Origin of the sequence: Pseudomonas synxantha, from assembly GCF_900105675.1 — a bacterium.
GTDB classification, from domain to species: Bacteria; Pseudomonadota; Gammaproteobacteria; order Pseudomonadales; family Pseudomonadaceae; genus Aquipseudomonas; species Aquipseudomonas synxantha.
In genome coordinates this window covers 3373635-3397373 of record NZ_LT629786.1, presented here as the reverse complement: position 1 = coordinate 3397373, position 23739 = coordinate 3373635, and the positions used below count along the sequence as shown (strand labels likewise).

Here is a 23739-nt window from a genome sequence, read left to right as displayed (position 1 = left end):
GGTCACTTCCAGAAGGTAGCGCCGATCCGGTTTATCCACTTGGCATTCCCCGGGCGGGTCCCCAGCAATTCGTCGAGTTTCTCGATCAAGGGCGTAAGCATGTTGCGGGCCGCAGAGGCAGCAGCTTCTTCGTCACCGGCAACGATTGCATCAAGAATGGCATGGTGATCGGCAAGACTTGGCTCTGGAAGGTCAGCATCCGAGAAAATGCTTTTGGTATGGCTGTGGATAGAGGCGTTGAAGTAGGCGTACAAGGCCTGTAGGGCATCATTGTGCGAGGCGGTTGCGATCGCGACATGGAAGTCGCGGTCCTGATCCAGAAACTCATCGAGAATGCTTTCGGTCGTGTACTCACCGCGAACATCAAGGGCGGCTTTCAGGCGAGCTATGTCTTCAGGCGTACGACGCCTGGCCGCAAACCGGGCAGCCTCGGACTCCAGCAGGCACTGCAGCTCGATGTGGTCCCGTAACCCGGAGCGGTTCAGCTTGCTGACAGTTTGCGCAGGGTCCAGCTCGCGCCGTACGTACGTGCCATCGCCTTGGCGAACTTCCAGCATGCCCGAGTGCGAAAGCACGCGGATCGCTTCACGAACGGTATTTCGACCGACGGCGAATTGCTCGGCGAGCTCCGCTTCTTTTGGTATGCACTCACCCACCTTCCAGACGCGCTGATCGATCAGCGAGCGGATGGTTTCGATGGTGGACTCAACCAGCGAGAGACGCGGAACGGGGGTTTGACCTAGTTTTGCCATGGTTTGATTCATTCTCGACTAAAGCAATAGATCCTGAGATCCCATCTTTTTTATTATACACACGCGGGTTTGTCGATCTGCGCGAGGTGAGTGTCACGGAAACAGAGTCGGTAAACCTCAGCGCTAACAGACGCTCGACCTTGATCTTGGCGTACACGATCGTCTGAAACTCCATGACCTTACCGAGCAGCTCCTGGGCCAATCGCTCCAGCAAGGCAAATCGCTCGTTTTCCACGTGAGGCATCAACGCGTCTACGACCTTCTGGTAGTCGACGGCCGCGTCGATATCGTTGTTTTCCATTGCTTCGATGGCGTCGTACATGAGGGTCAGACTGATCCGCAAATCTTGCTTGTAGCGCATTTCGTCCTCAAGCACACCGATGTAGCCACGCATGCTCAAGTTGTTGATTTCGATTCTGGCCAACCCTGACGTTACGTTGCTCACGATGTCAGCTCCTGCGGATCAACTGAAGAAATTCCTGGCGTATAACATCTGAAGCCCGAAACGAGCCCAGCATTACTGAGGTCTGCATCATCGAGTTCTGCTTCTGAACACCACGCATCATCATGCACATGTGCTGAGCCTCGATCACGACGCCTACGCCGTCTGCATCCGTCACTTCGCGAATCGCGTCCGCGATCTGGCGAGTGAGGTTTTCCTGGATCTGCAGGCGCCTTGCGAACATATCAACGATGCGGGCAATCTTGGACAGCCCGAGCACTTTCCCAGTGGGGATGTACGCAACGTGGGCTTTACCGATGAAAGGTAGCAAGTGGTGTTCGCAAAGCGAGTACAGCTCAATGTCTCGAACAATGACCATTTCGTCGGTCGCGGCATTGAACAGCGCACCGTTGACAATCTCGTCCACGGTCTGTTCATAGCCATGGCAGAGATACCGCATGGCTTTCGCTGCGCGTTTAGGTGTGTCGAGCAATCCCTCGCGCGCCGGGTTTTCACCGAGAGTTTCCAGGATTCCACGGTAATGTTGCTGCAATGGTTCGTTCACGAAAAAACCTTGAGATGTCTGAAGCTGCAATAGATCCTAACATCCTATGTATTGGCTTTTCAAAGAGAGCTATTCTCGGCTATAGGCTTTTTACTGCAGGCGTTTGTGCAGGAAATCGGCCAGAGCCCGCACCCGCTCAGGGATATATCGAGTTGGGGGAAACACCAGGAAGAATTCGAATTCATCCTCGGATTGCCAATCATCGAAGATTGGTAGCAGGTCCCCGCGTTGCACCTCAGCATTACCGTAATAGCTCGGCACTTGGATGATACCCAAGCCAGTCTGTGCTGCCGCTACAAGCGCCAGTCCGTTATCGCTGCCGATCCGACCTGCTGGTTGCAGGTGATAAACGGTTTTACTTTTTTGAAAACTCCAGCGTCGGCTCAATAGCGAAAGGCAGAGCGATGGCGGCAGCTCACCGGGATGTTTGCAATCAGCCACCGATGGCAACAGGTCAGGGGCAATCAGCGTGCGAAGGGGAAAGTTGATGAGTCGTCTGGCGATGAGGTTCGAGTCTGCAAGCGGACCCAGCCGAACGCTGATGTCGACGCCTTCGCTGACCAGGTCGACATTGCGCGCCGTGACGTTGATGAACAGATGAATGCTGGGATATTGCAGCGCGAATTCTGCCAGCAGCGGGGGCAGGGTGGTTTCAGCGAAATGCCCAGCCAGGCTAATTTTGATATGGCCTTTAAGCTGTGAGCGGCCCAGGCGGACTTCATCATGAGCCTCTTCGATCCCGTCCATGAGTCCCCGGCATTGCTTGTAAAAAGCTTGTCCGGCCTCGGTCGGTACGCAGCCGCGTGCAGTACGTTGCAACAACTGTTGACCCAGGCTGCGTTCCAGCGCGCCGACCTTGCGACTGAGGTTGGCGACCGAAGAGTCCAGGATCTTCGCTGCTGCGCTGAAGCTGCCGCCTTCAACCGTCGCAACCAGCTCCGGTATTCCATCAAGTATGTTTGGCTTTCCCATAGTGCAAAGCTGCTTCTCTTTTTTGGATCTACCTAGTCATTTTCCGTAAGCATACGCTGAGTCCCACTTAACGCTTGAGCTTTTTAGTGGACGCATGTCGCGTCGCAAAAAGACCATGAGACATGGGAGACTCTGGTATGTCATTTGAAGGTAAAAAAGTCGTCATCCTCGGTGGTGGCTCCGGTATGGGCCTGGCACTTGCCAAGAAGGTGATTTCTTCTGGTGGCAAGGTGGTTATCGGTGGCCGCAATGCTGACAAGCTCAGCAACGTTGCAGTCATGCTTGGTGATTCGGCTAGTTACCGGGCATTTGATCTCGGTGATGAAGCCGCAGTCAAAAGCGCATTCGAGGATATTGGAGCGTTTGATCATCTGGTCACCACGGCTGCCGAGTTGACGTTCGCTCCCGTGGCGAATCTCACGACTGGGCAAGTGGAATCGATGCTCGTCTCAAAGTTTTGGGGGCCGTTCTACGCCTCGAAATACGCCACTCCTCATATCGCCAAAGAGGGCTCGATCACGTTCTTCTCTGGCCTGGCAGCCTACCGACCTGCGCCTGGGGCATCGATTGTCGCAGCGCTGAACGCCGCGCTCGAAGGTTTCGCCATGACGTTGGCACTGGAGATCAAACCGGTACGGGTCAACGTCGTTTCCCCCGGCGTCGTTGATACCCCAACATGGGACTTCCTGAGCAATGAGGACCGTCGAGGGCTTCTCGAAAGCGTCGCGGGTAGCCTTCCCGTCGGCCGCGTCGGCCAAGCTGACGATCTTGCAGACGCTGCGCTGTCACTGATGGGAAATGGCTTCATCAATGGCACCGTGCTCCACGTTGATGGTGGTGGTCGCATTGCCTGACGCCAAGTCTTTGCGGATCTACTTGAGGATTTTGATATGAACGATAAACACGTTGCGCTCGTTGTGGGTTCCAGCGGAATCATTGGCAGCGCATTGGTTGAAACGCTGTTCAGCGCACCTGACTGGACTGTTCGGGCATTGCGTAAAACAAACTTGCCGGGCGTCGAGGCGATCGATTGTGACTTGAGTGATGCAGAGGCAACCCGACAAGCGCTCGAAGCTGCATCCGATACCACCCACGTGTTCTATGCGGCGTTGCAGACTGATCCTGATCTGGCGCGTGAGTCTGAAATCAACACCGTGATGCTCCGTAACGTGCTCGATGGGTTGAAGGCCAACGGAGCACCGCTACAGCGGGTGGTGCATTATCAGGGCGCCAAAGTGTATGGCGTTCACTTGGGCGCCAGCGTCGCACCTTTCTATGAAGACGACCCACGGCATGTGGCTGCCAACTTCTACTACGCCCAAGAGGATTTGCTCAGAGAAAGGCAGATCACCGATGGCCTGGATTGGAGCATCCTCAGGCCAGATGTGGTGGTAGGCGACATTGCGGGCAACCCGATGAATATCGCGATGGTCATAGGTGTCTTCGCAGCACTGAGTAAACAGGCAGGGGTGCCACTGCGTTTCCCTGGTTCCATGCGCACGTATCGAGAGGTCGTTGCTCAACTCACCGACGCGCATTGGCTGGCACGTGCGAGCCTTTGGGCCGCACTCGCTCCGACAGCTCGTAACGAAGCGTTCAACCTGGTAGGTGAGCCGTTCCGCTGGGAGCGCATTTGGATCAAAACCGCCGAAGCGCTGAACATGGAGGTCGCTACGCCTCAGCCGTTTTCTCTCGCCAAGCACATGCCCGGTAAAGCGAAGGACTGGGAGCGACTGGTATCTGAGCATGAGCTGAACACACTGCCTTATGAAAAGCTGGTTGGGTGGCCATTCGGTGACTTCATCTTCAACACCGAATTCGACATGATCTCGGACATGAATAAGATTCGTCGTGCGGGGTTCACCGAAGTCGTGAATAACGAGGAGATTATGGTTGATGCATTGAAGTGGTTGGCAGAGAAAGGATTCCTGCCGAGTCATTGAATTGATCGCAATCGATTCAATTTTTCCTTCGGCGGTAGCGGTTGTTATCGCCCTGGGTTCGCCTGCTCCATGCCCCATTGCTCAATGCTGTGCAGCCAGATCCTTTCGATCGCCGGGTTGCTGGTGACGACGTGGCGGATTTTCAATTCCTCGATGTTGCTGAGCGCCACGTTGCATTCAACCCGGCCACGTTCTTCGGCGAAGCCGAGGATGGCACGGATAATGGTGCGCACGCGCCTCGCCAAGGCCATAGTACGTAGGCGACGCAGTTCGGTGATGATCGTAGTGCCTTGCTCTAGCCTGATCTCGCTAACCGGCTGCTTGCCAATGGGCAAGATGTGGTTGGCGACGTCACGGCGTGCACCGCGGGCAATTTCGCACGCCTCTTCCAGCCCGATATCGGGGTAAGTACCGATCGAGAAACGGTTCTCCTTGCCGTGCAGCCGATATTTTAATCGCCAGCGTTTGGAGGGGGACTTGCCGACCGTGCTTGCCGGGCCCGGTCAGCGTGCGGATGATGGCGTCGCTGAGTTTTCGCTTGAAAACAACCGCAGTAGTGGAGGGCATCGGTGGGGGCATCCTTTGTCAAGGAACCGAAATTGACCCTGATTTTTCCCCCAAGGGCGCTAGAATCTAGTGGATTCAGGCAAGCGGTAGTGGACGAAAAAATCCTATAACCCGATGTTATTAAAGGTTTTTTGGAACTCTGTGGAATTCAGTTACAAACTCTCGGGGTCCCCAAAAAACATTTTGACTAGGCTCTGGCTGGGGTTTTTAGGCCTTCTGATCATAAATTGTGCCCCAAGGTTTGTCCCCGTTCGCACCCGATGTGCGAGCGATCGCACATGGCGACTCCGGACCCAAGACCGGTTTGGTATTGGGTGGTTTTCAGTGTGGTTCCATACTGGAAGTGGGTGAGCTCAGGGAACCGCCCCGTTTTAGCCAATTTCTCGCATAGACGAACGGCTACCAACCCTTGAGGAGTTTCAGGAAATCCATGTGCTTCGCTTTCTCGCTTTCCTGCCAAGCTAAGGACCACTTCCAGTCGGGTGGTCGGGGTGTGCAGTCAGAGCAGTTATCGCAGTGGTTTTTCTTAAAACCGTGCCCTGGGATCTCAATGTCTGGGGTGTAAAGAAGTTTTAGCAAATTACCTGTGCCTTGGACGTATTTGTGCCTAAGGCAGATCATCAGGTGCATACCCCCGGCGGAATGCATCTGTAATGTCTGCGCGACTATCCCACCGGGCTTGTAGTGAATGAACAGATGTTCGCAGTTTTTAACTATTTCTGTGGGGTCGAAGTTTGTCAGCGCTCTTGCTACTATCTGACCCATCACGTTATCTGGATCCTCAGGGTCCATTCCCATATTTCGCGCTGTATTTGTGAAATATGCCTTTTGTTTCTCAGTGCTGATTTTTAAAAAGTCTGTCTCGATCTTAGGCTCATGATTTTCCTCAACTGCCATAATTATTTCGAGGGCGCCGGGGTCAATAGTAGTAAATAATGATTTGAGCGATTTTATTTCTTCAGTGCTGAGAAGGTTCGAGTGCAGGGCCAGTGAGTAAAGCTTCTCCGCTCGCTCGATGTCATTGCTGAGGAAGGAGTACGTGAGGCAGAATTGGAATATGGCGACCATCCAGTTCTGGAAGAAGTCAATTGAGTCTTCGCTCCCTTTTTCTTTTTGAATGATGCGAAACAATACCAAAGAAGTAACGCACTCAAGGTACGTCTCGTAAAGGATTTGGTACTGTCCTTTTGCAGCGATTAGGCTCAGCAGGTCGATTACTTTCTTTATGCTTGTGCAGACTGTTTTGTACTGTTTGTGCAGTTCACGGCGGAAAAGGTATCCCTCAGGGGAGTTGCTAAGAGCTTTTGCAGCGTTGTTGTTGGCCATTAAGCTATCGATCTCGTACTTAAGCTTGGCAGCTCGTGCTAGCCCGAAAGCGTAACGTCTGAGATTGACCGATTTCTCTTCTTTCGCAAGCGAGATTAATATCATGCTTATGTTTGCGACGTCTCTAGCTTGATCACCTATAGCTTGATGTAGAGGCGCCGCTCTTAATGCTATGCGGTAAAATAGGGCTGCGACAAACCGATTTGTCGCGGGTACGATCGCTGATTTTATCAGGTCGCTTGAGACTTTATATATCTTTAAAAAATCTTGTTGCCAGAGAAGATTTTCTAGGTGCTGGTGATGTGCCTTGAACAAGGCGTTACCCATCTCTGCGATTCTGCTTTCCAGTCGCTTGGGGTCAAGATCGGCGAACCGCTGGATTGAACCCTTTACGCCTTTGAGTGCTAAAAAATCCCAAGAGGCGATCACAGCGCTTAGTACCTTCTGAGCTAGATTGTCGTCACGTCTCTTTATTGTATTTTGCGTGGGGATGTGGATTTGAGTAGAACTGGTTTCAATGCTCTTTGCTTTGGCGATAAGCTCGTCATTGTCGGTGATTGAAATCCAGTAAATGGTTTCGCTCGATATTTCTACGACTACTAGAATGACGGGTATGTTGAATGACAGGTAGTATTGGAGCTTGCTGGTCGGTAAATTAAATGAGAGGATCAGCTGGTTTTTGAGGATGGTGCAGTTGGCTTCGCCTTTGATTTGCACCTTGAAAACGAAGTCGCTGCCTTGAGCTATCCCTTTCTCATCGGTGACCTCGATTTCCCCATCGATGCCGTGATCGTTCTGATCCTCTTGTGATCTGAACAGCCAGTTAGACGGCAGATTGTAATTGAAGATCCTACCAGCCTCAATGCCGATTTCACCAGGTGTCATACACGGTATCCCGATCCAGCTGAAATTTTCCCATATTTGAATATGCCACTTGGATGCTATGGCTTGCAACTCGGCAGTCTTGAGAGGGTTTATACGCTCCCAGTGCTTACCAGTTCGTGAATCGCCCCTAGTTTCGTAGACACCTCCAAGCCTTAAAATGAGGCCCATTAGGAGGTGCCATGAGCAACCAGCGTTATCCCGAAGAATTCAAAATCCAGGCGGTCAAGCAAGTGACCGAAAAGCAGCTTCCTGTCTCGGAGGTGGCTGCACGATTGGGTGTGTCTGTGCACAGCCTCTATGCCTGGGTTAAGCGCTACACCAAGCCCCAGGAACAGCGCGTTGAGGAGGATGATCAGAGCGCTGAGGTTCGTCGTCTACGTGCCGAGCTGAAACGGGTGACGGAGGAGCGAGACATCTTAAAAAAGGCCGCCGCGTACTTTGCCAAGGAGTGCGGCTGAAGTACGCCTTTATTAAGCAGCAAGCGGGTCATTACGCGATTCGACGGCTTTGCCTGACGCTCAAGGTTCATCCCAGCGGCTACTACGCGTGGCTATCAGAACCAAAATCTGCGCGAGCCAAGGACGATCAGCGACTGCTTGGATTGATCAAACACTCCTGGCTGGAAAGCGGTGGCGTTTATGGCTATCGAAAGATCCATGATGACCTGCGAGAGGTTGGTGAGAGCTGTGGCCGTCACCGGGTGGCTAGGTTGATGCGCCTTGAAGGTTTACGTTCTCAGACTGGGTATCGACGGAGGCCTGGAAAATACGGTGGTAAGCCAGCCGTTGCCTCACCGAACTTACTGAAGCGCCAATTCGATGTCAGAGAACCCAACAAAGTTTGGGTCACAGACATTACCTACATCCGAACATATGAAGGCTGGCTGTATTTGGCCGTGGTGCTCGATCTGTTTTCACGCCAGATCATTGGTTGGTCAATGAAGTCGCAGATGACCAGCGACGTAGCCATTGATGCACTGCTGATGGCGGTTTGGAGACGTAAGCCGAAGCAAGAGGTGATGATCCACTCGGATCAAGGCAGTCAGGGCGAATTCAACCGGTCGTCGCAACACCTTTGATCGAGGTGTTTATGGGACGACCCGCAGGATGGATGCAAAAATTAACGGGCCGGGGAGCGATGCGTTCTCCAGGTGCGCCGTCACTTCGTAATGAGATCAAGCGGCTGTTCTGGGTGCAGATCGCGACCGGCATCACAAGCGAAAAAGCAGCACAGGCCGTTGGCGTATCAACAGCGGTAGGCACACGCTGGTTCCGTCATCGGGGCGGGATGCCATTATTCATGTCGAACTACATTTCAGGACGGTACTTATCGTTCGCAGAGCGAGAAGAGATTGGGCTGCTTCGGGCGCAAAGTGTTGGTGTTCGTGAGATTGCCCGTCGCCTTGGACGAAGCCCATCGACAATTTCACGGGAGCTGACACGTAATGCTGCAACTCGTGGCGGTCGGTTTGAATATCGAGCTTCAGTTGCGCAATGGAAGGCAGAACTAGTTGCCAAGAGACCGAAGCCAGCGAAACTGGTCACTAATCCGCGATTGCATCAATACATACGAGACCGTCTTGAGGGTAAAGTTAAAGACGCTGATGGCCGTGAGATTGCTGGGCCTCGACAAGCACCCTTCAAAGGCCGAAATAAACCACATCGCAGTGACCGTAAATGGGTCAATGGCTGGTCGCCCGAACAGATTACCAACCGGCTCAAGATCGATTTTCCGGACGATGAATCCATGCGTATCTCTCACGAAGCCATATATCAGGCGCTCTACATTCAGGGTCGAGGAGCTCTCAAACGCGAACTGGTGAGCTGTCTGCGCTCAGGGCGAGCATTGCGCGTGCCGAGAGCTAGAGCGCAAGCCAAAGCATGGGCACACGTCAGCGAGGATGTCATGATCTCCAGTCGCCCTGCTGAGGTAGAGGACCGAGCTGTACCCGGGCATTGGGAGGGCGACCTGATCATTGGTCTGAACCGTTCTGCGATTGGAACGCTGGTCGAACGCTCAACTCGATTCACCATGCTCGTCCATCTGCCTCGCGAGAAAGGTTATGGGCTAATTCCCCGGACGAAGAACGGCCCGGCGCTGGCTGGATACGGGGCTGTTAGTATGGCCAACGCATTGAAGAAAACAGTGACTGATCTTCCCATCGAACTGTGGAGATCTTTAACCTGGGATCGTGGGAAGGAGCTGTCGGATCACGCTCGATTTACCATCGAGTCCGGAGTGAAGGTCTTCTTTGCTGACCCTCATAGTCCATGGCAGCGCGGTACAAACGAGAATACGAACGGCCTTCTACGGCAATACTTCCCAAAAGGTACCGATCTTTCTCGCTGGAGTGCGCATGAGATCCAAGCCGTGGCTAATGTGCTGAACACGCGGCCCCGGAAAACACTCGGCTGGAAGACACCTGCCGAAGCACTGAATGAGTATCTAAAATCAGTCCAACAATCCAGTGTTGCGACGACCGGTTGAATTCGCCCAGTACAGCAGCTCAGACTGGCGAAGCTTCTTGAAAGCTAACAACCTGGTAGCCAGCATGAGTCGTCGAGGTAATTGCCACGACAACGCTGTGGCGGAGAGCTTTTTCCAGTTGCTGAAGCGGGAACGGATCAAGCGTAAAATCTACACTACACGCCAGGATGCTCGAGATGATGTGTTCGATTACATCGAGATGTTTTACAACCCAAAACGACGCCACAGTTTCAACAATCAGCTGTCACCGGTAGAGTTTGAAAAGCGTTACGCAGCGAGCCTTGAGAGTGTCTAGAAAACCCGGGGCGATTCAGTTGGGTACTTGGCCACGAGGCTTGAAAGGCTATCTTTCTTGAAAACGGCAGTCCGTAATTGCGGTATCCATTGCCAGACAATATTGCATAGCTCAGCTTTTGTGAGGTCTTTGAGCAGGGGGTGTTTTTTTAAAGTTTCAGATCTGGTGCGTACGGTGCCGCATTTTGTTTGAAAGGTCGCACGCAAATCATCAAAGCGAGCCTGCCCGGTTCCTTGCATAAATTCAAAAAGCTTGGTGCTAACGCTATCGGCAACTGCCACGTAATATCTAAAGGGAGTTCCCGGAGCCGAGCAGATTTGAGGTCTGATGTGAGCATATAAAAAGAATTTACAAATCTCATAAATAAGTGCTTCGAGCTCGAGTGTTGTCTTCAAGCGCTTACACTGAACCACTCCGATGGGATTGCCATCGTTGAACAAAATTACGTCACGCCCTTGGTCTGCGCCGTCGTTAAGACGACTTACAGTGTCGAACCAGTCCTCTGAGCCAGCTTGCAGTTCCTCGCGGAAGACATCAGCGACCAAAAGCTCAAAATGAGCGTCGCCCATTCGTTCGAAAGGTAATTGGCCGGAATCAAGAGTGAACAGCTCGGGAGCTTGGGTTCTATCCTCTCGAACCGCTGTCTCGTCCTCTTGGGTGATGAATGACACTACTTCTTCGACCAATTTTCGCTCCTAGCGTTGAGTGACTGACATTGCGCGGGAAACGTACTTTCCTCGTGAATGTAAGCCCTGAAGACCATTTCGCGAAGCGCGGAGTCCAGGATCCATTCGTGGATTAGAAAAGCTGCGTAGCTCCGAAGCGCTCCTACAACGAAGCGGGGCAATGCCAAGCTGCCATCATCATAAGCCGTGCGGCGATGAGTAGCTAGAATGTCCAGACGAAGAGGGCGTGGCCAGCATTGCTGCGGTTCAATTGATGACGTTCGGACTTTACGTAGCAGGACTTATCTTCCACTACCCACCGCGTAACGCTTTCTAGTGCTAGGCGACCCGAGGTGGTGATCGAGCGACGTTAGGCGCTGCTCGACAAGCATAGGAAATGTTGAACAGTAAGGTTTCGGGGGGGGGGAGGCTGTTAGCAAGGCACGCTTTCTGTAATTGAACGGCAAACACGCCTATCGAACTACAGCATAGGCTGGAGATGTCTACAGTGCCCGGGGCAGTTCGTCAGAACCGAGCAGACCTCACGGGCGGTAGGTTTAACGCGGGAAGGAGATATCTCCTTCGGGGTCACCGTGCTCCCCGCGTAATTCCCCGCGCATCACCTCTTTATGGCTATGATCCTAAGATATAGGCCTCCAGAGGGCGTCAATACGTAGATTGGGAGCAATACTGACTTGTTAACGACAGAGCACTTCAGCCGAGCCATTGACGATATCGCCGCGCACGGAGACAACGATACTCTTCCCTTCGACGTCGATTGTCGTTTTGTCGCTGAATCCAAAGATATCCTAATAAGGGTGGCTGAAAGAATGTCGGCGGCAGTAGCGAGGGGAGGTAAAGAATTTGCGGTACATAAATTCAATGAAGTTTCTTTCTTTTCAGAGCGCTTGTTAACTCCTGCTGGGCCTGCTGGATTTAGAGTGACCACAAAGATACACCCGTTCTGGAATTTTTATTTCAATGCTCTAGGTGCGGCTATAGCTGAACGTCATGAGCCGCATCGCAGTGACCGTGCCCATTCGTACAGGTTCTCCGATGTGGGTCCAAGCTTTTTTGATGCGAGTCAAAGTTGGCGCAAGTTTAAGGAGCGGACACTCGAAGATTGCCTCTCGGCACCTGCTAATGCGGTCGTTGTGCAGACGGATGTTTCAAGTTTCTATGAGCATATATATCATCATCGCATTCAGAACTTTATTGATGAGCTGTTTCCTGATTCTCCGACCATTTCTGTACAGGTGGATCGTATGCTGAGCAGCTTCGCCTCAGGCCGATCATTCGGCTTGCCCGTAGGTGGACAATGCTCCAGGGTTTTAGCCGAGCTCTTAATGTCGAAAATTGATCAGAGGCTTACGGATGAAGGTGTTGTATGGCGGCGATATGTCGACGACTTTGTATTGGTAGCTGAAAATCAAAACTCTGCTTATAGAGTATTAGCCGTTCTATCCCATGCTTTAGCTGATTATGGTCTTTCACTAAACAAAACTAAGACGAGCTTCTTAGCTGTTCCTCATTACGTCGAGTTGGTGAAGGTGCAGCTGGGCGGAGATGATGAGCAATCCAATGCTCTCCGGGCGATTGATTTGCGATTTGATCCGTATTCCGATACCGCCGAGGCTGACTACGAAGAACTCAAAGCAGCTGTACAGCACTTGGATGTAATGAGACTTGTAGGTGGGGAGTTGGAGAAGTCGCAACCTGATAATTTTATCGTCACTCAAGTAAGCAGAACGTTGAGGCTACTTGCACCGCCGATTGCGTTGGAAGTTTGTACCGCCCTTTTAACGGGGGTTAACATGCATTCCTTTCGTGCATCCTTTTCTAAAATTTTGAGGGGCGTTTCCCAGCTTAGAGATGAACCAGAGTACGTCACGATTCACGAAGCTGTTGATAATCTCTTAGACTCAGTTCCACTACATTCGAGTCATTTACTTTCTGTAGACAGTAACTGCTTGCATTATTTACGGGCTCTGAGGTTTCGCCGTACAGATGCTCGCGCTAAATATGTGGCCAGCCTTTACGCTTCTGGGCACACAGAGACTGTCGGTCGAGCCTGCATTGATTGTTGGCGAAGCTGGAAAGACAGAGATCGATTCATTGCGTTGCGCTCGCGCTGGGCAACATGTGGGGCGGGGGAGCAGAGAATGGTATGGCTTGCCGCTACAGAGTTTGGTGATGATGGCGCTTATATGAAAAAGCAATTGCGAGCTTCAGTGTTGAGTGCGTGGGGTCTAGGGTTTGATAGCGGAGGAACAGATCAATTTGCATCTGCTTACGTTAGGTGGTGTGAACAATGAACGGCCCTCGGATGGGCGGAGATCCTCGGACAGTAGCGCGGGAAATTTCAGGGGTCTTTGAAACTATCTTTCCACACCTCATTCCCAGGGTTGTCACTTACATTAATCGTATAAGTGTTACTATTCCGGCATTCGAAACAATTGATCATAAACTTTTGTCTGAAAGCAGCCTCCAAAAATCGATGCTTTTTGAGATTGCATCTGGGGTCGCTGAAAGTAGTTTGGTTGCCGGTTGTTTGCCGAGTTGGGATGTCCTGCTGTTGAATGCTGTTGCTAAACAACGGCTCCACTATGATGCCGAAATACCTTTGATTTTGGCAGAAGGCGATAAGGTCGTCGCTAAAGTGACGGGGGAAAATTTAGTCAGGGGTTTGGCAAGCTTGGCGGGTTCAAAATCTCTACCGCTTTCGGATGTGGTGATTGCTCCAAAAATCCCAGGATATGGTTGGATATCATCTGGTGTCGGGGATTTCGCAGTTGGAGATTGTTTGGTTGAGGTAAAATGTTCTGCTAAAAATTTTTCCTCTGCGGATTATCGGCAGGTGCTTATGTACTGGCTTATGAGTTATCTATACGCCATCGAAACTAACTCTACTGAGTGGAAGTCATGCGTACTGATTAATCCCAGAGTCAATAAAATGGTGGAGGTTGATTTTGATGAATTGGTTCGATTAGTATCTCCAGGAGGGTCAAAGCTTCAGCTAGTAGAGAAGTTTCGCGCCTTGATTGAGGTGGGGCTTAGTAAATTTTGAACGTGCTTCCCTGAAAGTGATGGCGTTAATTAAAAGCATCCTGACCATAAGAAATCCAAGTGCCCAAGATCGCCGCTCTATTGCGTTCAGATGGGCGTTGCAATGACGGGACGATTCAGTGGATGCCGCGTATGAGAGATCGCGCAAACCACTTGGAGGCTCTCGGGCAGCATCCGAGGAATCATGCCTATGGTTTCCGGGCAGACGGTATATCCGGAGCCTGGGTTGGAGGTGATTTACGATGACCGGCTCGATGTTCCTACCCGCCCCTGAAGAGGGAGCGCGATGGCAGAGGCTCATCACAGCCGCTCTCCGGGTTGGATAAGTGGTCGAGGTGGATGGCCGCAGTGTCGGTTTCGCTAAAGCCTGGGGCATGAGCGGTTACGGTGCTTGACGACTTGGGGATGTGTGAGTTCGAAAGCAGGTGCAGTTGTGGCTAAAGGATCGAATTAAAAAAGTATGAGGCTGCAAAGACCGTTATTGACCGTGATAGGACTGAGTGGAGAGGACGAAAGCTGGCAAGTACTCGCGATACAGAACGTCGTAGGGATCCAATAGGCTGCTATGGAAATTTAAGCATTGACGATTTTAAGAAAAGGATTGTCGGCAGGCACAATGTTGAGCAACAACGCCGGTGTCTCGAGTAAGTAACCTTTGAGATTCGCTTTCTTCCTAGGACCTTCGACCTGACAGATCCATATGTTCAAGCCATCGTCACGTTTTCTGTGGACCTTCAGTTTCTCAAACTGCTTCTGCACCCAGCGCCATTCTTCGATCTCTTGACAGGCGCCCTGAGAGATACAAGGAAACTCCTGCGCATAGCGTTGAAAGAGGCCAGGTGTTACCAGAAATACGCTGCCACCCACAGTGTGGATTTTCGCTTTGCTGTCATTGATGATCAGCTTGTGGCTCTGGATGCCTTCCCTGACCCAATTCAGGAAAACCTGACCAGAGTTATTCGCAGGAGGGTTTGAGATTTCGAGAGCAATTGCGGACGGTGCATCGCAGGCCTCAGGCTTCTCTAACTCGAACATATCCAGCAACGATCCTAAGTAGTCCGCATTTTCCTTAGTCATTGGATCGGGCCGCGATTGGCTTTGAGTTGACCTTGTACTGACTGCCTTCGGCGGTGGTGATACCGGGGCGTCAGTCGGGTGGTCATCGACTGCCACGCTCACCGTTCCGCTGAAAGCCTCGGGGCGGTCTTCGCTCCCCCAAATCAACGCCGGTTGAAGGCGCAGAAAGGTAAAGCTCTGCTGCCAATTTCCCTGAGCGACAAGAGCGGTCCAGATCGCTTTACCTTCCGGAGTGGACTCGACCAGCCCATGCGATTGCAGCTCGTCGAACACCGCAAGGTTGGACGACGGAATCCCCTCTATCGCTTGCGACAGCAGATAGGCTCGCAGCTTGTCCGTGACCGTCTTGCTGACCAGCCAGAGGGCGTCCTGGGTCAGCCATCCCGCGGCACCCGGCTGGTTGAGTTTCAGCTCGTGCTGAACCAGATGACGTAGTCCGGTGATCAAGTGATGTTGCAGCGAATGAATCGGTGCTTGCAGCGCCTTGCTCGGATTGCCACCGATGTTCTGCGCGGTAGAGACGCGGTCGGCCTGAATGACCAACTCGCCCAGCACACCAGCACGCTCGTACTGACCTGCCAGGACATACAGCAAGCTGGCCCACAGCGACGGAAATCCACTGAGCCAATCGAGGATGGGACGGTCGAGAATCTGGGTATAGAGTAAGCCTGCGGCAGCGCCGTGCAAGTGATAGTCGCGACCCTTGATGTAACGAAAACGGTAGGGCTGATCCAGCGGACCCTGCCAAGGATGCCAAACATGGCCATCCTGGCGTTCGACCAGCAGGTCCACGGCGATCTTGCCGATGTCATGCAGCAGGGCGCCATAGGCGATGCCAGCCGACCAGGCATCGGTCTGGGCGGCTTGGTCTTCGGGTGCAGCGCCGGTGGGAAGTAGATACGACTGACGCAGTTTCAAACTGCAAGCGACCAGCTCTAGGCCATGGTCGAGCATGCCGCCGAGATACGCATGATGATGTGTTTCGCTGGCCGGGAGTTGCTGGACCTGTTCGGCGTAGCGATGGATCGGATTAAAATAGAGCTGGATGAATTGGGCGTGGGAGAGGGCGGTGTACTGCCAGATGCGATCGAGCAACTGACGGCGGTGTTCCGCGGCTAACAAGCTGTGTGCCGACTCGATGGGCAGGTAGCCTTCGGCGACGCTCACGGTCGGCGGAGGAGGGGGCTTCCGCCTTTTGTGGCGAAACAGATTGAGCATCGTGACCTCCGGGAAGTGACTGGGTCAGTGGCCTTTTAGCCTTTTCGGATAGAGCTTTTACCCTTGAGTCCCCATTCCCTTCCAACCCTTACCCGTCCTTTTGGCTCGTGTCCCTTTGTGCGGCAATCGGAATATGGATACTGCTAGGCATCGTTTTGTTGGGGGTAGTGCGGAAAAGACAAGAGTCGGTACACTGCGGTGCATCTTTTTTGGGTCTTGCCATGAACCTCACTGACGCCACGCTCGTGCTGCTGCTCGCGGCACGTATCCATGGGACCGACGAAGCCGTCAGGGCCTCGGCGAAGAGCGTGGTCAAGAAGTTACCGCGCAGTAAGCGTGATCTGATCTACAAAGTGATCGACAGCCGAAGTCCACTCGAACTGGTGGATTTTCTGGCGCAGAACTTGGATGCGGAATGACAGGCTACGCGTGTGTGCCCCTCTCTGACTCTTTGCATCCGAGCCCCGCGGCATGGGGAATTTTTTGGGCGCAGAAAAAAGGGCCTACTCGCGTAGGGCCCTGTGATGCGATTGCAGCGGTGAGGTAACGATCAAGCTCCATCGTTCATGCATCGTGAGTCATCCATTCCCATCTGCTTCAGTTGCTGCTCTAGGTTGAGCACATACTCCGAGGCGCTTCGGGCCTGACCACTGGCGCGAAAGATCGCACGTTTGTCAGCCTTGAGCAGGCCGAGCCAGGAGTCAATGTAGCCCTCGTGCCGCAGCACCCCCTGTATACCGGCGTAGGAACATAAAAAAGCAGCGCCCATCTCGGCGATCAACTCCTCAAACGCGTAGCCTGGCGAGCCGAACGGACAGGCGGACGTCACGCCTTCGCGCTGCAACCGAGCGTGATGCCCGGTCCAGTGCGTCAGCTCGTGGAGTGCGGTGGCGTAGTACCCGGCTTCATCGTGAAATTGTGCTTTTGTTGGCAGTTGGATGAGATCCCTGATGGGGTGGTAAAAGGCTTCGTCGGCAGGCCGATGAACGATGCGTGCACCTGAACTTAACAACAGATTTTCTGCGGCGCTGTTGGGCTGGAAGGGATCACTCTGTTCCGTCTCGAGCAAGGTGTCATTGAGCATTTCGAGCCCCTCCGTTTGCTCGATGTTGAACAGAAAATGCGTCCTGAGAATACCGAAGTGAGCGACCTTGGGTCGACCATTTTCATCGAGTACGGGTTGGCCTGACTCGGTCTGTTCCTCGCGCTCCATCGGCTTGTAGAGAACCGCCAGAGTGCTGTGCTCACCCTTACGAATGTGCCCGCCAGCTTTTTTGGCTTGATTGAAAGTCAGCCAACGATCTTGAGTGAACCCCTGCAACCTGGCCTCGGCCCAGAGCAGCGGTAAATTGATGCCCGAATACGGACGTCGCGTGATGGCGTTGACGGGGTAGGGTTGATGACCGATGTAAGCGGAGCCACTTGAGGACCAGGGTTTGATCCAGGGTGCGACGCCTTGGTCTAACGCAGTAACGATCTTGTCAGTTACGTCTTGGTAGATATCGCGCATGGCAATTTCCTCGAGAGAAAAACGGAGGAACGCCTTGCCCGTCGGGGAGGGTTCCCCGGTGGGTTGGATTGATGCAGGGCTTGCATGCCGTCTGAGTGTGGATCTGGGGGCCGAGTACGACCGTATGCGTTTAGCGTTGATGTTCTCCTGCAAGCGCTATCAGCAAGGCGTTAGGCTGGCCTGGCTCTAGGAGCAGGCTTAGGCTCAGTTGCAGCAATGGGTCATGGCATGGATGACCCGTTGACGCGCTTTGGGCTACCTCGAACACCACATAGGGCTCGTGTGGAGAGGCCAGGTGAGCCTCGAAGGCTGCGCGCAATACGTTGCTCAGCCGATCGACCTGCAGCTTCTCAGGATGACCTGAGCGTTCGAGCAGTACTGCGTATTGCCACGCGCCAGGCGTGAACACAATGGGCAACTGTAGGGTGTTCAGTGCTTCCGGCGTAAGTGAGTCGGACATGGTGTGCCTCCGTTGAAAACGCGAAGAAACCTGTCCCGTGCGGGAGAGAATTTCCCCGCGGCGGGTTGAAGAAAAACGAGAAGGTTTGCCTGGTGAGCGGAGCTCGGAAGACGCTCAGAAGAGCAGTAGGCGTTCATCACCGTAGAAACGGTCACCGTGCGAGCCACCGAACGCTAATCGCACTTGGGGAAGAACCATCACCGAAGTGACGTAGCCTTGAAGGTTCTGGCTGCCTGGGCAGGGTGCTGTCGATAACAGCGATCCGTACCTTGTATTTAACTGGACGATTTATCTGGGTCAACCTCCGAAGAGACGCTGTGTCACGATGTTCGTCTTCTGTCTTCCAGTGAAGATTTTTTGGCTTGGCAAGCTGATAAACGGTCAAGCACGGACAGTTTTCAGTAGTAGGCTGTTACTCCTGTCTCAACCATGAAAACGCTCAGAAGAGGGCGAGACAATGCCGACTCAGAACCCTGTTCAGAATTCACGTGCCCACCGCTGGGCGTACGCCTGTGGTATGTCGGTAACGCGTGGTTATCGCAAACTGAGAGTGTTTGAGTCCCGCCTGGCTGAGCGTGCGGTGACGGCAGGGATGCCTGCGGGTAAATTACTCGTTCGCGGGAGCTTTCTGATTGCCAAGCTGGCATTGATCGGAGGATTGCTTTTTGTAGGTTTTTGGGCTCTCCTGTCGTTGATGACTCTAATGGTTTTGTATTGGGTAATCGCCCATCGCCGACTCAACGACTCAAAGGACTTTTACGGTGCTCAGGCATTCGGCGATCCTTATGGCGAGTACGAACTCAATCGTGCACCGGGACAGCCTGATCTGGACGAGCATTAGTGGGTTGTCGTTAGCTTTTTCTGATTGAAGTACCTGCAGAGATCAGAGCGTCAGTACCTTTCGAACCCGCATTTTGTGCACTGAGTGTCCCTTTCCCTAGCATGCTTTCTGCTATGGAACCTATGCTATATCCGGCCCAACTCATGGTGGCTAGAAAAACCATCGGCAGCACGATGAACATCGCCCCCATCACATACTCGATCACTTGTGCTGTGACCGTCCCATCCATAAAACCGGATGTGGGCAGCGATAACAGCACTTGATTGGAAGCCGAAACTTGGTTGTACAAGGTGTCGAGCATGCTGGAGTCGACCCAGCGGGCTAGTTCCCACCAGAAGCTCAGCATGTGCAGCGTGAACAGAGCGAACGTCACCGTCATGACGGTCTTCAACTGGTAGGTACTGACCAACAGAATCAGCGGCAAGCTGATGATGACGCCCATGATCAGAAAAGCCTGCACCATCGGTAGGGCGGCGCGTAGCGCATTCATTGCGGGAAAATTACTGAAGGAACCCAGTGCCAATCCGGTATTGGTGGCCAGGTTATTGAGACCCTGATTGATCGAGCCGCCGCGGGCACTGGAGCCATAGTCCTGGTACACCTGTCCGGGCGACATGGACATCGATTGCTGGCGCGGGCTGACCAGCTCACGCAGGGTGGCATCCTCGATCTCGTTGCTCGAACGACCAGTCAACCAACCTTTCAGCTGAGTCAGCAGCGAAGGATCGACCTGCTCGATCAAGCGCTCACGCAATCCGACACCGCTATCGCTCCACCACTGCTTGCAGGTGGGGTAGCCCGCGCCATTCTCCAGCCGAGGCAAGGAGACATCGCGGCTTTCGTCATACGGCCAGCTGACGCGCGGTGTGTGTGAGCGATCCGTATCGTAGTAGCCAGGCGTATCAAGAAAATAGCTTGAGCCGATCCAGGACGCATCATGACTTTGAGCCTTGTCCAACTGGGGACGGTTGGTAAACAGCCGGGAGCGAGAATAGCCATAGCAGTCGCGGGTGAAGTCGGCGACTTCCTGCAGCAGTACCTGGCTGTCGATGCGCGAACTGTCGATCTCCATGCGCATCTGCCGGATATCCGGTGCGCAGGGAATGGAGGCGGTAGCTGCGGCGGTTACCCCTTTGCTCAAGGCATGCACCAGAAACCACCAGATCGGCACGTTGGCAGAGCGCTCGCCAATGGTACTGAAGGTCGTCCCCCAGGCGGTATCTGCTGGCTTCGCAACACTGACACCGCAGCGCTGGCTCGCCACATCATCGAACGCCATTGACGTGAGGCTCAACGGAAAGACTGGCGCGCAGCCGAACAACACGACGATGTAGGCCAGCCACAGCCGGTTCTCGATCCGCGGCACCGAAAGCAGGCCCTTGTTGCCTTCATCCGCGCCTTGCTGACGGGCCGATAACCATTCTTGCAAAATGATTGCGCCAAAGGGTGCGGCGAACAGTCCGGTGTCGGACAGGACGCTCCAGAGACCGTTGTTGACGATCCAGGCCAGCAGGGAGAGGTAAAACTCCAGGTAGCTGTTGGTGCTCATGAGCATGGTGGTGACCTCACAGTCGGGTGAGTTCGGCGACGGTCAAGAGCACGAGCCCTAATGTCCCGATGTGCTTCACACGCAGTCGATCCTGTGGTCGATGTCGGTAGCGCCGAAGCAGATCCCACCAGAGCGCAAAGAGGGCGCCGTAGAGCAGGGCACGCCACCACCGCAGATAGGGCCGTGCGGATTCGAATGCCTGCTGCCAGGCCTCGAAACTATCCAGCGCAGTGCGGCCGATCCAGGCGACCAGTGCGGCGGTGAGGATCATCACCGCGGCAATTCCCAGACCTGAAAGCAGAGTGAGCTGCCGTGAGCGTTTCATGGCTTCACTTGCGCCTGGCGTCGGCGTCATTGAGTCGGCTGGGTTCGGGATCACCTTGTTCGACGGTGCGCGATGCGTCGGCACCCCCAGCATGCCGATCGAGCACCAAGCTGGCGGTATTGGTGGCCAGCATCTGCCGGACCTGCAGTTCGGTCTGCAGCAGGCGAATTTCGCGCTCCAGAGCGTCGATGTTTTTCGTCAAGGCGGTTTGGGCCGGTTCGGCGGAGGCGATGTTGGGTTCGTGGCTGCCCGCCAGCAGCGTGCGCAGTAGCAATAGCGCCTTGTCGAGCACGCTGGACAGGGCTGTCTCACTGGCCAGGCGCCGTGCTAGTAGATCCTGGTCGGGATCGTCGCGCAGCGCTTCGATCACACCACGGGTCACCGGCAGCATCGGGCTGGAGGCTTTCACCAGGTGGTCAGGGGTAGGCGGCAGTGAGCCAGACAGCAACCCTTGCAGGGCCTTGAGGCGTTCGCTGTAGGCCTCCTGGATCAGCGGCGTCAATCCGGTGCCAGCGGTCGCACGCAGGGTTTCGCAGGTGTCGCAGGTCGAGACTTCGCTCTCGCCTAAGACGCGAATAGCCCATTCGGATTCTTCTTGGGGCGAGGCCCAGGTCTGGCAAATAGCGCCACCCAGACAGTCGCTGCTACTGATCGAGGCACTGTCATCCACCTTACGGTTATGCAGCAGGTTATAGCCCGCGCGCACCACGTCGGCGGTCACCCGAATGGGCGTCTGCCCGTTACCTCCGGCCTTTGAGCCACCAACCCAGGACACCCCATTGTTGCCGTTATGGCCCTCGGTGTTTCTCACCGCGGCCACCGCATCACCGCCGGTTTGCTCCAGGTTGCCCTGCATCTCCTGGTTCTTGGCCAGCGCGCCCCAGCCAGCTTGACCGACCTTGTCCGCCATCTTTTCGGCCATGGCTTGGCAGGTCAGCTTGGATCGGTCGAAGTCGATACGCCCCTGCATCACCCCGTTACTGAGCAACTCATAGAGACCGGGGTTGGCGCGCTGGATGATCAACGCCGGCAGCGACATCACGGCTTGGGTCGCGTTCTGCACAATGCTGCCCATGATCTGCTGGAAACCTTCGGTGGCGCCGTTCAGCTGGTTTTGCAGGGTATTGGTGAGGCTCATGTTTCCGCACATCATGTTTGCTCGCCAGGAGCCGCCGACGCCGAGACCGCTGGGTCGGTACAGCGAACTCGGTGAGCCGACTGCCGATCCGCCACCAATGGTGTACATCACCCGGTCGTCGAGCACTTCGCCTTGAGTGCCCAGGCGGTAATCACCTTCGGCGGCGTGGGCATGCGTGGTCATGGCGAGCAGTCCGTAGAGCAACAGACTAATCACGCCCAGCCATGGTCGCGCGAGAAGCCGACTCATGAAGCACCGCCTTCGAAGTCGATGCTGAACAGGAAGGTCTGTCCTTCGCGTTTGCAGCAGCTATAGGGACGCCAGAGCGACCAGGCGTAGCCGCCATCCTCGCTCTGTACCGGATCGCTGGGGAAGATGGCGCATGTGGACTGAACCTGAGGGTAGAGCAATTGCCATTTGTGGGTGGAAGCGTCGTTTTCAACGATCGGGCCAGGCGGCCAGTAGCCGTCGCGTTTGGTGGGCGTGAGCGGTAAGTACACATGCGGCTGCCCGTTGCGGGTAATCACATCGCCAGCCCGTTGCGCCATCACCGCGGCCGCCTTGAAATCGTCGGGCTGTACCAGAATACCCTGCCGGGGATAGACGTTGCCCCACATGCTTCCCGAGGACTGCTGACCGATTTCACGGATCCCCGGCATGAGCGACTCGGGGTAAAGACTTTCCGGTATGCCATGGCGCCAGGCCAGCGAGTCCAGGGTGCTCAGGTAGTAGGGCATGAACGCAGTAGCGCCGCTGGCGCAGGCGTAGCCGGATTGCGAGGCCAGTTGCGTGGCGGCCCAGCCACCGGGATGACCGATGCCATCAACGTTTTTGAAGCGAGGCAGGTTGTCGCGGTGGGTGTTCGGCGTGATTAGGTTGCCGCCACCTTCCGCACCGCCAATGGGAGAGGAGAGGGTGGCCATCTCGGACCATGGATTATTGCCCGTAGTGGCGTAGCTCGAGACCACGAGCTCAGGAATGAAATGACGAACCTTGGTCGAGGTTTTGACTGTGCAGCCGAAGGGCGTGCAGAGGAGCCAGAAACAAATGCCTATGACCCTGTATTCGAGACAGTTTGGAGAAAGCACGGAGGACGTGATGCTGCTGGTGTCGAGCGCCACGCTTGGCCCGCACGCCAGCAGGATGCTCAGTGCCAAAGGTCGTAGCTTCTGGGGCGAAATTGACGGGCATACGACAGGCATGATCCAGGCTCTTTGGGCTAATGGCCTGGACACGTTCAATGATTGAACCTACACCGTCAGTGATAAAGCTGAAGCTGGCGTTGTCGGTTTACAAGGATTTTCAGGGCGACGAGGTGGCTATTCGATGCTCAGCGCACGGCGAAGGGAATCTGGCTCGGTAAGTAGCTGATCCGTCGTAACCTCGAGAATATTGGCGAGCTTGCATAGGACCATCAGCGACGGATTGCCCGTGCATCGTTCGATTTGACTGACGTAGGTACGATCCACCTCGGCCATGAGCGCTAACTGCTCTTGGGTAAGGTTCTTTATGCGTCGCATCCAGCGGATGTTTTCCGCCAGTTGCAGACGAAGCTGTTCGTAGTCTTGAGTCATGCGCGCAAATTGCGCCTTGAGGGACTCTCAATCCACGGGATATAGTCTACATTGGTATTGATCTAGGCCATTTGATGCTCAT

General features: G+C 54.2%; 21 protein-coding genes and 3 pseudogenes. 9 read left to right on the top strand and 15 right to left on the bottom strand.

The genetic code is table 11. The features are described 5' to 3' along the window. Positions 1-2: 2 nt before the first annotated feature. The 4 genes from BLU48_RS15750 to BLU48_RS15735 all read right to left on the bottom strand — a co-directional run bounded on the left by BLU48_RS15750 (position 3) and on the right by BLU48_RS15735 (position 2731). Positions 3-752, bottom strand: coding sequence for a FadR/GntR family transcriptional regulator (locus tag BLU48_RS15750; protein ID WP_057023610.1), 750 nt, complete (start codon positions 750-752; stop codon positions 3-5). Further along, positions 706-1197 (bottom strand): dihydroneopterin aldolase, encoded by a 492-nt coding sequence (folB, locus tag BLU48_RS15745; RefSeq protein WP_231989052.1) that lies wholly within the window; start codon positions 1195-1197, stop codon positions 706-708. The genes BLU48_RS15750 and folB overlap by 47 nt, the downstream gene beginning before the upstream one ends. A 4-nt stretch (positions 1198-1201) precedes the next feature. Continuing rightward, positions 1202-1759 carry a GTP cyclohydrolase I FolE gene (folE, locus tag BLU48_RS15740; protein ID WP_057023781.1) on the bottom strand — a complete coding sequence of 186 codons (558 nt, stop codon included), beginning with the start codon at positions 1757-1759 and terminating at the stop codon, positions 1202-1204. A gap of 90 nt (positions 1760-1849) precedes the next feature. After that, positions 1850-2731 (bottom strand): LysR family transcriptional regulator, encoded by an 882-nt coding sequence (locus BLU48_RS15735; protein ID WP_057023611.1) that lies wholly within the window; start codon positions 2729-2731, stop codon positions 1850-1852. Between the two features lie 137 nt (positions 2732-2868). Here BLU48_RS15735 and BLU48_RS15730 point away from each other — a divergent pair, with 137 nt between their 5' ends. Both BLU48_RS15730 and BLU48_RS15725 read left to right on the top strand, forming a co-directional pair. Then, on the top strand, positions 2869-3585 hold the full coding sequence (locus BLU48_RS15730; RefSeq protein WP_138233640.1) for an SDR family oxidoreductase: 717 nt from the start codon (positions 2869-2871) through the stop codon (positions 3583-3585). Positions 3586-3621: 36 nt separating this feature from the next. After that, positions 3622-4674, top strand: a complete 1053-nt coding sequence (locus BLU48_RS15725) for an SDR family oxidoreductase (RefSeq protein ID WP_057023613.1) — start codon at positions 3622-3624, stop codon at positions 4672-4674. Between the two features lie 101 nt (positions 4675-4775). On the opposite strand, the pseudogene BLU48_RS15720 reads toward BLU48_RS15725, so the two are convergent. Together BLU48_RS15720 and BLU48_RS15715 are read right to left on the bottom strand one after the other, a co-directional pair. Then, positions 4776-5241, bottom strand: a pseudogene (locus BLU48_RS15720) (integrase arm-type DNA-binding domain-containing protein); the annotation flags it as partial. 399 nt (positions 5242-5640) lie between these two features. After that, a complete protein-coding gene (locus BLU48_RS15715; protein WP_057023615.1) occupies positions 5641-7620 on the bottom strand; it encodes a DUF4365 domain-containing protein in 1980 nt (659 codons plus the stop codon). A gap of 11 nt (positions 7621-7631) precedes the next feature. On the opposite strand from BLU48_RS15715, the pseudogene BLU48_RS15710 reads away from it, so the two are divergent. The 3 genes and pseudogenes from BLU48_RS15710 to BLU48_RS15700 all read left to right on the top strand — a co-directional run. Continuing rightward, positions 7632-8497 (top strand): annotated as a pseudogene (locus tag BLU48_RS15710) (IS3 family transposase); the annotation flags it as partial. A 65-nt stretch (positions 8498-8562) separates the two neighbouring features. After that, positions 8563-9939: an IS30 family transposase gene (locus BLU48_RS15705; protein ID WP_082636666.1), complete on the top strand. Its 1377-nt coding sequence runs from the start codon at positions 8563-8565 to the stop codon at positions 9937-9939. A 4-nt stretch (positions 9940-9943) separates the two neighbouring features. Continuing rightward, positions 9944-10234 (top strand): annotated as a pseudogene (locus BLU48_RS15700) (IS3 family transposase); the annotation flags it as partial. Here BLU48_RS15700 and BLU48_RS15695 read toward each other — a convergent pair. Then, positions 10231-10920, bottom strand: coding sequence for a restriction endonuclease (locus tag BLU48_RS15695; RefSeq protein ID WP_057023617.1), 690 nt, complete (start codon positions 10918-10920; stop codon positions 10231-10233). The pseudogene BLU48_RS15700 and the gene BLU48_RS15695 overlap by 4 nt on opposite strands. A gap of 674 nt (positions 10921-11594) precedes the next feature. On the opposite strand from BLU48_RS15695, the gene BLU48_RS15690 reads away from it, so the two are divergent. Next, positions 11595-13214, top strand: a complete 1620-nt coding sequence (locus BLU48_RS15690; RefSeq protein WP_082636667.1) for an RNA-directed DNA polymerase — start codon at positions 11595-11597, stop codon at positions 13212-13214. Next, the gene (locus tag BLU48_RS15685) at positions 13211-13966 is read left to right on the top strand and encodes a hypothetical protein (RefSeq protein ID WP_138233639.1); all 756 of its coding nucleotides are present in this window, start codon (positions 13211-13213) and stop codon (positions 13964-13966) included. The genes BLU48_RS15690 and BLU48_RS15685 overlap by 4 nt, the downstream gene beginning before the upstream one ends. Positions 13967-14538: 572 nt before the next feature. Here the strand turns inward: BLU48_RS15685 and mobH are convergent. Continuing rightward, positions 14539-16260 (bottom strand): MobH family relaxase, encoded by a 1722-nt coding sequence (gene mobH, locus BLU48_RS15680; RefSeq protein ID WP_057023620.1) that lies wholly within the window; start codon positions 16258-16260, stop codon positions 14539-14541. Between the two features lie 221 nt (positions 16261-16481). Here mobH and BLU48_RS15675 point away from each other — a divergent pair, with 221 nt between their 5' ends. Then, positions 16482-16679, top strand: coding sequence for a DUF7740 domain-containing protein (locus tag BLU48_RS15675; protein WP_007901093.1), 198 nt, complete (start codon positions 16482-16484; stop codon positions 16677-16679). A 131-nt stretch (positions 16680-16810) separates the two neighbouring features. On the opposite strand, the gene BLU48_RS15670 is transcribed toward BLU48_RS15675, so the two are convergent. Further along, on the bottom strand, positions 16811-17770 hold the full coding sequence (locus BLU48_RS15670; RefSeq protein ID WP_057023621.1) for an ArdC family protein: 960 nt from the start codon (positions 17768-17770) through the stop codon (positions 16811-16813). A gap of 130 nt (positions 17771-17900) precedes the next feature. Beyond that, positions 17901-18230 carry a hypothetical protein gene (locus BLU48_RS15665; protein ID WP_057023622.1) on the bottom strand — a complete coding sequence of 110 codons (330 nt, stop codon included), beginning with the start codon at positions 18228-18230 and terminating at the stop codon, positions 17901-17903. A gap of 457 nt (positions 18231-18687) precedes the next feature. Here BLU48_RS15665 and BLU48_RS15660 point away from each other — a divergent pair, with 457 nt between their 5' ends. After that, entirely contained in the window at positions 18688-19071 is a 384-nt protein-coding gene (locus BLU48_RS15660) for a DUF3742 family protein (protein WP_057023623.1), read from the top strand. A gap of 10 nt (positions 19072-19081) precedes the next feature. Here the strand turns inward: BLU48_RS15660 and BLU48_RS15655 are convergent, their stop codons facing one another. From BLU48_RS15655 to BLU48_RS15635, 5 genes are all read right to left on the bottom strand, one after another. Then, complete coding sequence (locus BLU48_RS15655) at positions 19082-20626, bottom strand: conjugal transfer protein TraG N-terminal domain-containing protein (protein ID WP_057023624.1); 1545 nt, start codon at positions 20624-20626, stop codon at positions 19082-19084. Between the two features lie 10 nt (positions 20627-20636). Continuing rightward, the gene (locus BLU48_RS15650; RefSeq protein ID WP_057023625.1) at positions 20637-20945 is read right to left on the bottom strand and encodes a hypothetical protein; all 309 of its coding nucleotides are present in this window, start codon (positions 20943-20945) and stop codon (positions 20637-20639) included. A 4-nt stretch (positions 20946-20949) separates the two neighbouring features. Then, complete coding sequence (locus BLU48_RS15645) at positions 20950-22332, bottom strand: integrating conjugative element protein (protein WP_057023626.1); 1383 nt, start codon at positions 22330-22332, stop codon at positions 20950-20952. Next, positions 22329-23285: a TIGR03756 family integrating conjugative element protein gene (locus tag BLU48_RS15640; RefSeq protein WP_057023627.1), complete on the bottom strand. Its 957-nt coding sequence runs from the start codon at positions 23283-23285 to the stop codon at positions 22329-22331. The genes BLU48_RS15645 and BLU48_RS15640 overlap by 4 nt, the downstream gene beginning before the upstream one ends. Before the next feature lie 117 nt (positions 23286-23402). Beyond that, positions 23403-23657, bottom strand: a complete 255-nt coding sequence (locus BLU48_RS15635; RefSeq protein WP_057023628.1) for a helix-turn-helix domain-containing protein — start codon at positions 23655-23657, stop codon at positions 23403-23405. Positions 23658-23739 lie beyond the last annotated feature (82 nt).

Coding starts and splice junctions, on each gene's coding strand:
- BLU48_RS15750 (WP_057023610.1), bottom strand. CDS start 752: ATGGCAAAACTAGGTCAAACCCCCGTTCCGCGTCTCTCGCTGGTTGAG.
- BLU48_RS15735 (WP_057023611.1), bottom strand. CDS start 2,731: ATGGGAAAGCCAAACATACTTGATGGAATACCGGAGCTGGTTGCGACG.
- BLU48_RS15730 (WP_138233640.1), top strand. CDS start 2,869: ATGTCATTTGAAGGTAAAAAAGTCGTCATCCTCGGTGGTGGCTCCGGT.
- BLU48_RS15725 (WP_057023613.1), top strand. CDS start 3,622: ATGAACGATAAACACGTTGCGCTCGTTGTGGGTTCCAGCGGAATCATT.
- BLU48_RS15715 (WP_057023615.1), bottom strand. CDS start 7,620: ATGGGCCTCATTTTAAGGCTTGGAGGTGTCTACGAAACTAGGGGCGAT.
- BLU48_RS15705 (WP_082636666.1), top strand. CDS start 8,563: ATGCAAAAATTAACGGGCCGGGGAGCGATGCGTTCTCCAGGTGCGCCG.
- BLU48_RS15685 (WP_138233639.1), top strand. CDS start 13,211: ATGAACGGCCCTCGGATGGGCGGAGATCCTCGGACAGTAGCGCGGGAA.
- mobH (WP_057023620.1), bottom strand. CDS start 16,260: ATGCTCAATCTGTTTCGCCACAAAAGGCGGAAGCCCCCTCCTCCGCCG.
- BLU48_RS15675 (WP_007901093.1), top strand. CDS start 16,482: ATGAACCTCACTGACGCCACGCTCGTGCTGCTGCTCGCGGCACGTATC.
- BLU48_RS15670 (WP_057023621.1), bottom strand. CDS start 17,770: ATGCGCGATATCTACCAAGACGTAACTGACAAGATCGTTACTGCGTTA.
- BLU48_RS15665 (WP_057023622.1), bottom strand. CDS start 18,230: ATGTCCGACTCACTTACGCCGGAAGCACTGAACACCCTACAGTTGCCC.
- BLU48_RS15660 (WP_057023623.1), top strand. CDS start 18,688: ATGCCGACTCAGAACCCTGTTCAGAATTCACGTGCCCACCGCTGGGCG.
- BLU48_RS15655 (WP_057023624.1), bottom strand. CDS start 20,626: ATGCTCATGAGCACCAACAGCTACCTGGAGTTTTACCTCTCCCTGCTG.
- BLU48_RS15650 (WP_057023625.1), bottom strand. CDS start 20,945: ATGAAACGCTCACGGCAGCTCACTCTGCTTTCAGGTCTGGGAATTGCC.
- BLU48_RS15645 (WP_057023626.1), bottom strand. CDS start 22,332: ATGAGTCGGCTTCTCGCGCGACCATGGCTGGGCGTGATTAGTCTGTTG.
- BLU48_RS15640 (WP_057023627.1), bottom strand. CDS start 23,285: ATGCCTGTCGTATGCCCGTCAATTTCGCCCCAGAAGCTACGACCTTTG.
- BLU48_RS15635 (WP_057023628.1), bottom strand. CDS start 23,657: ATGACTCAAGACTACGAACAGCTTCGTCTGCAACTGGCGGAAAACATC.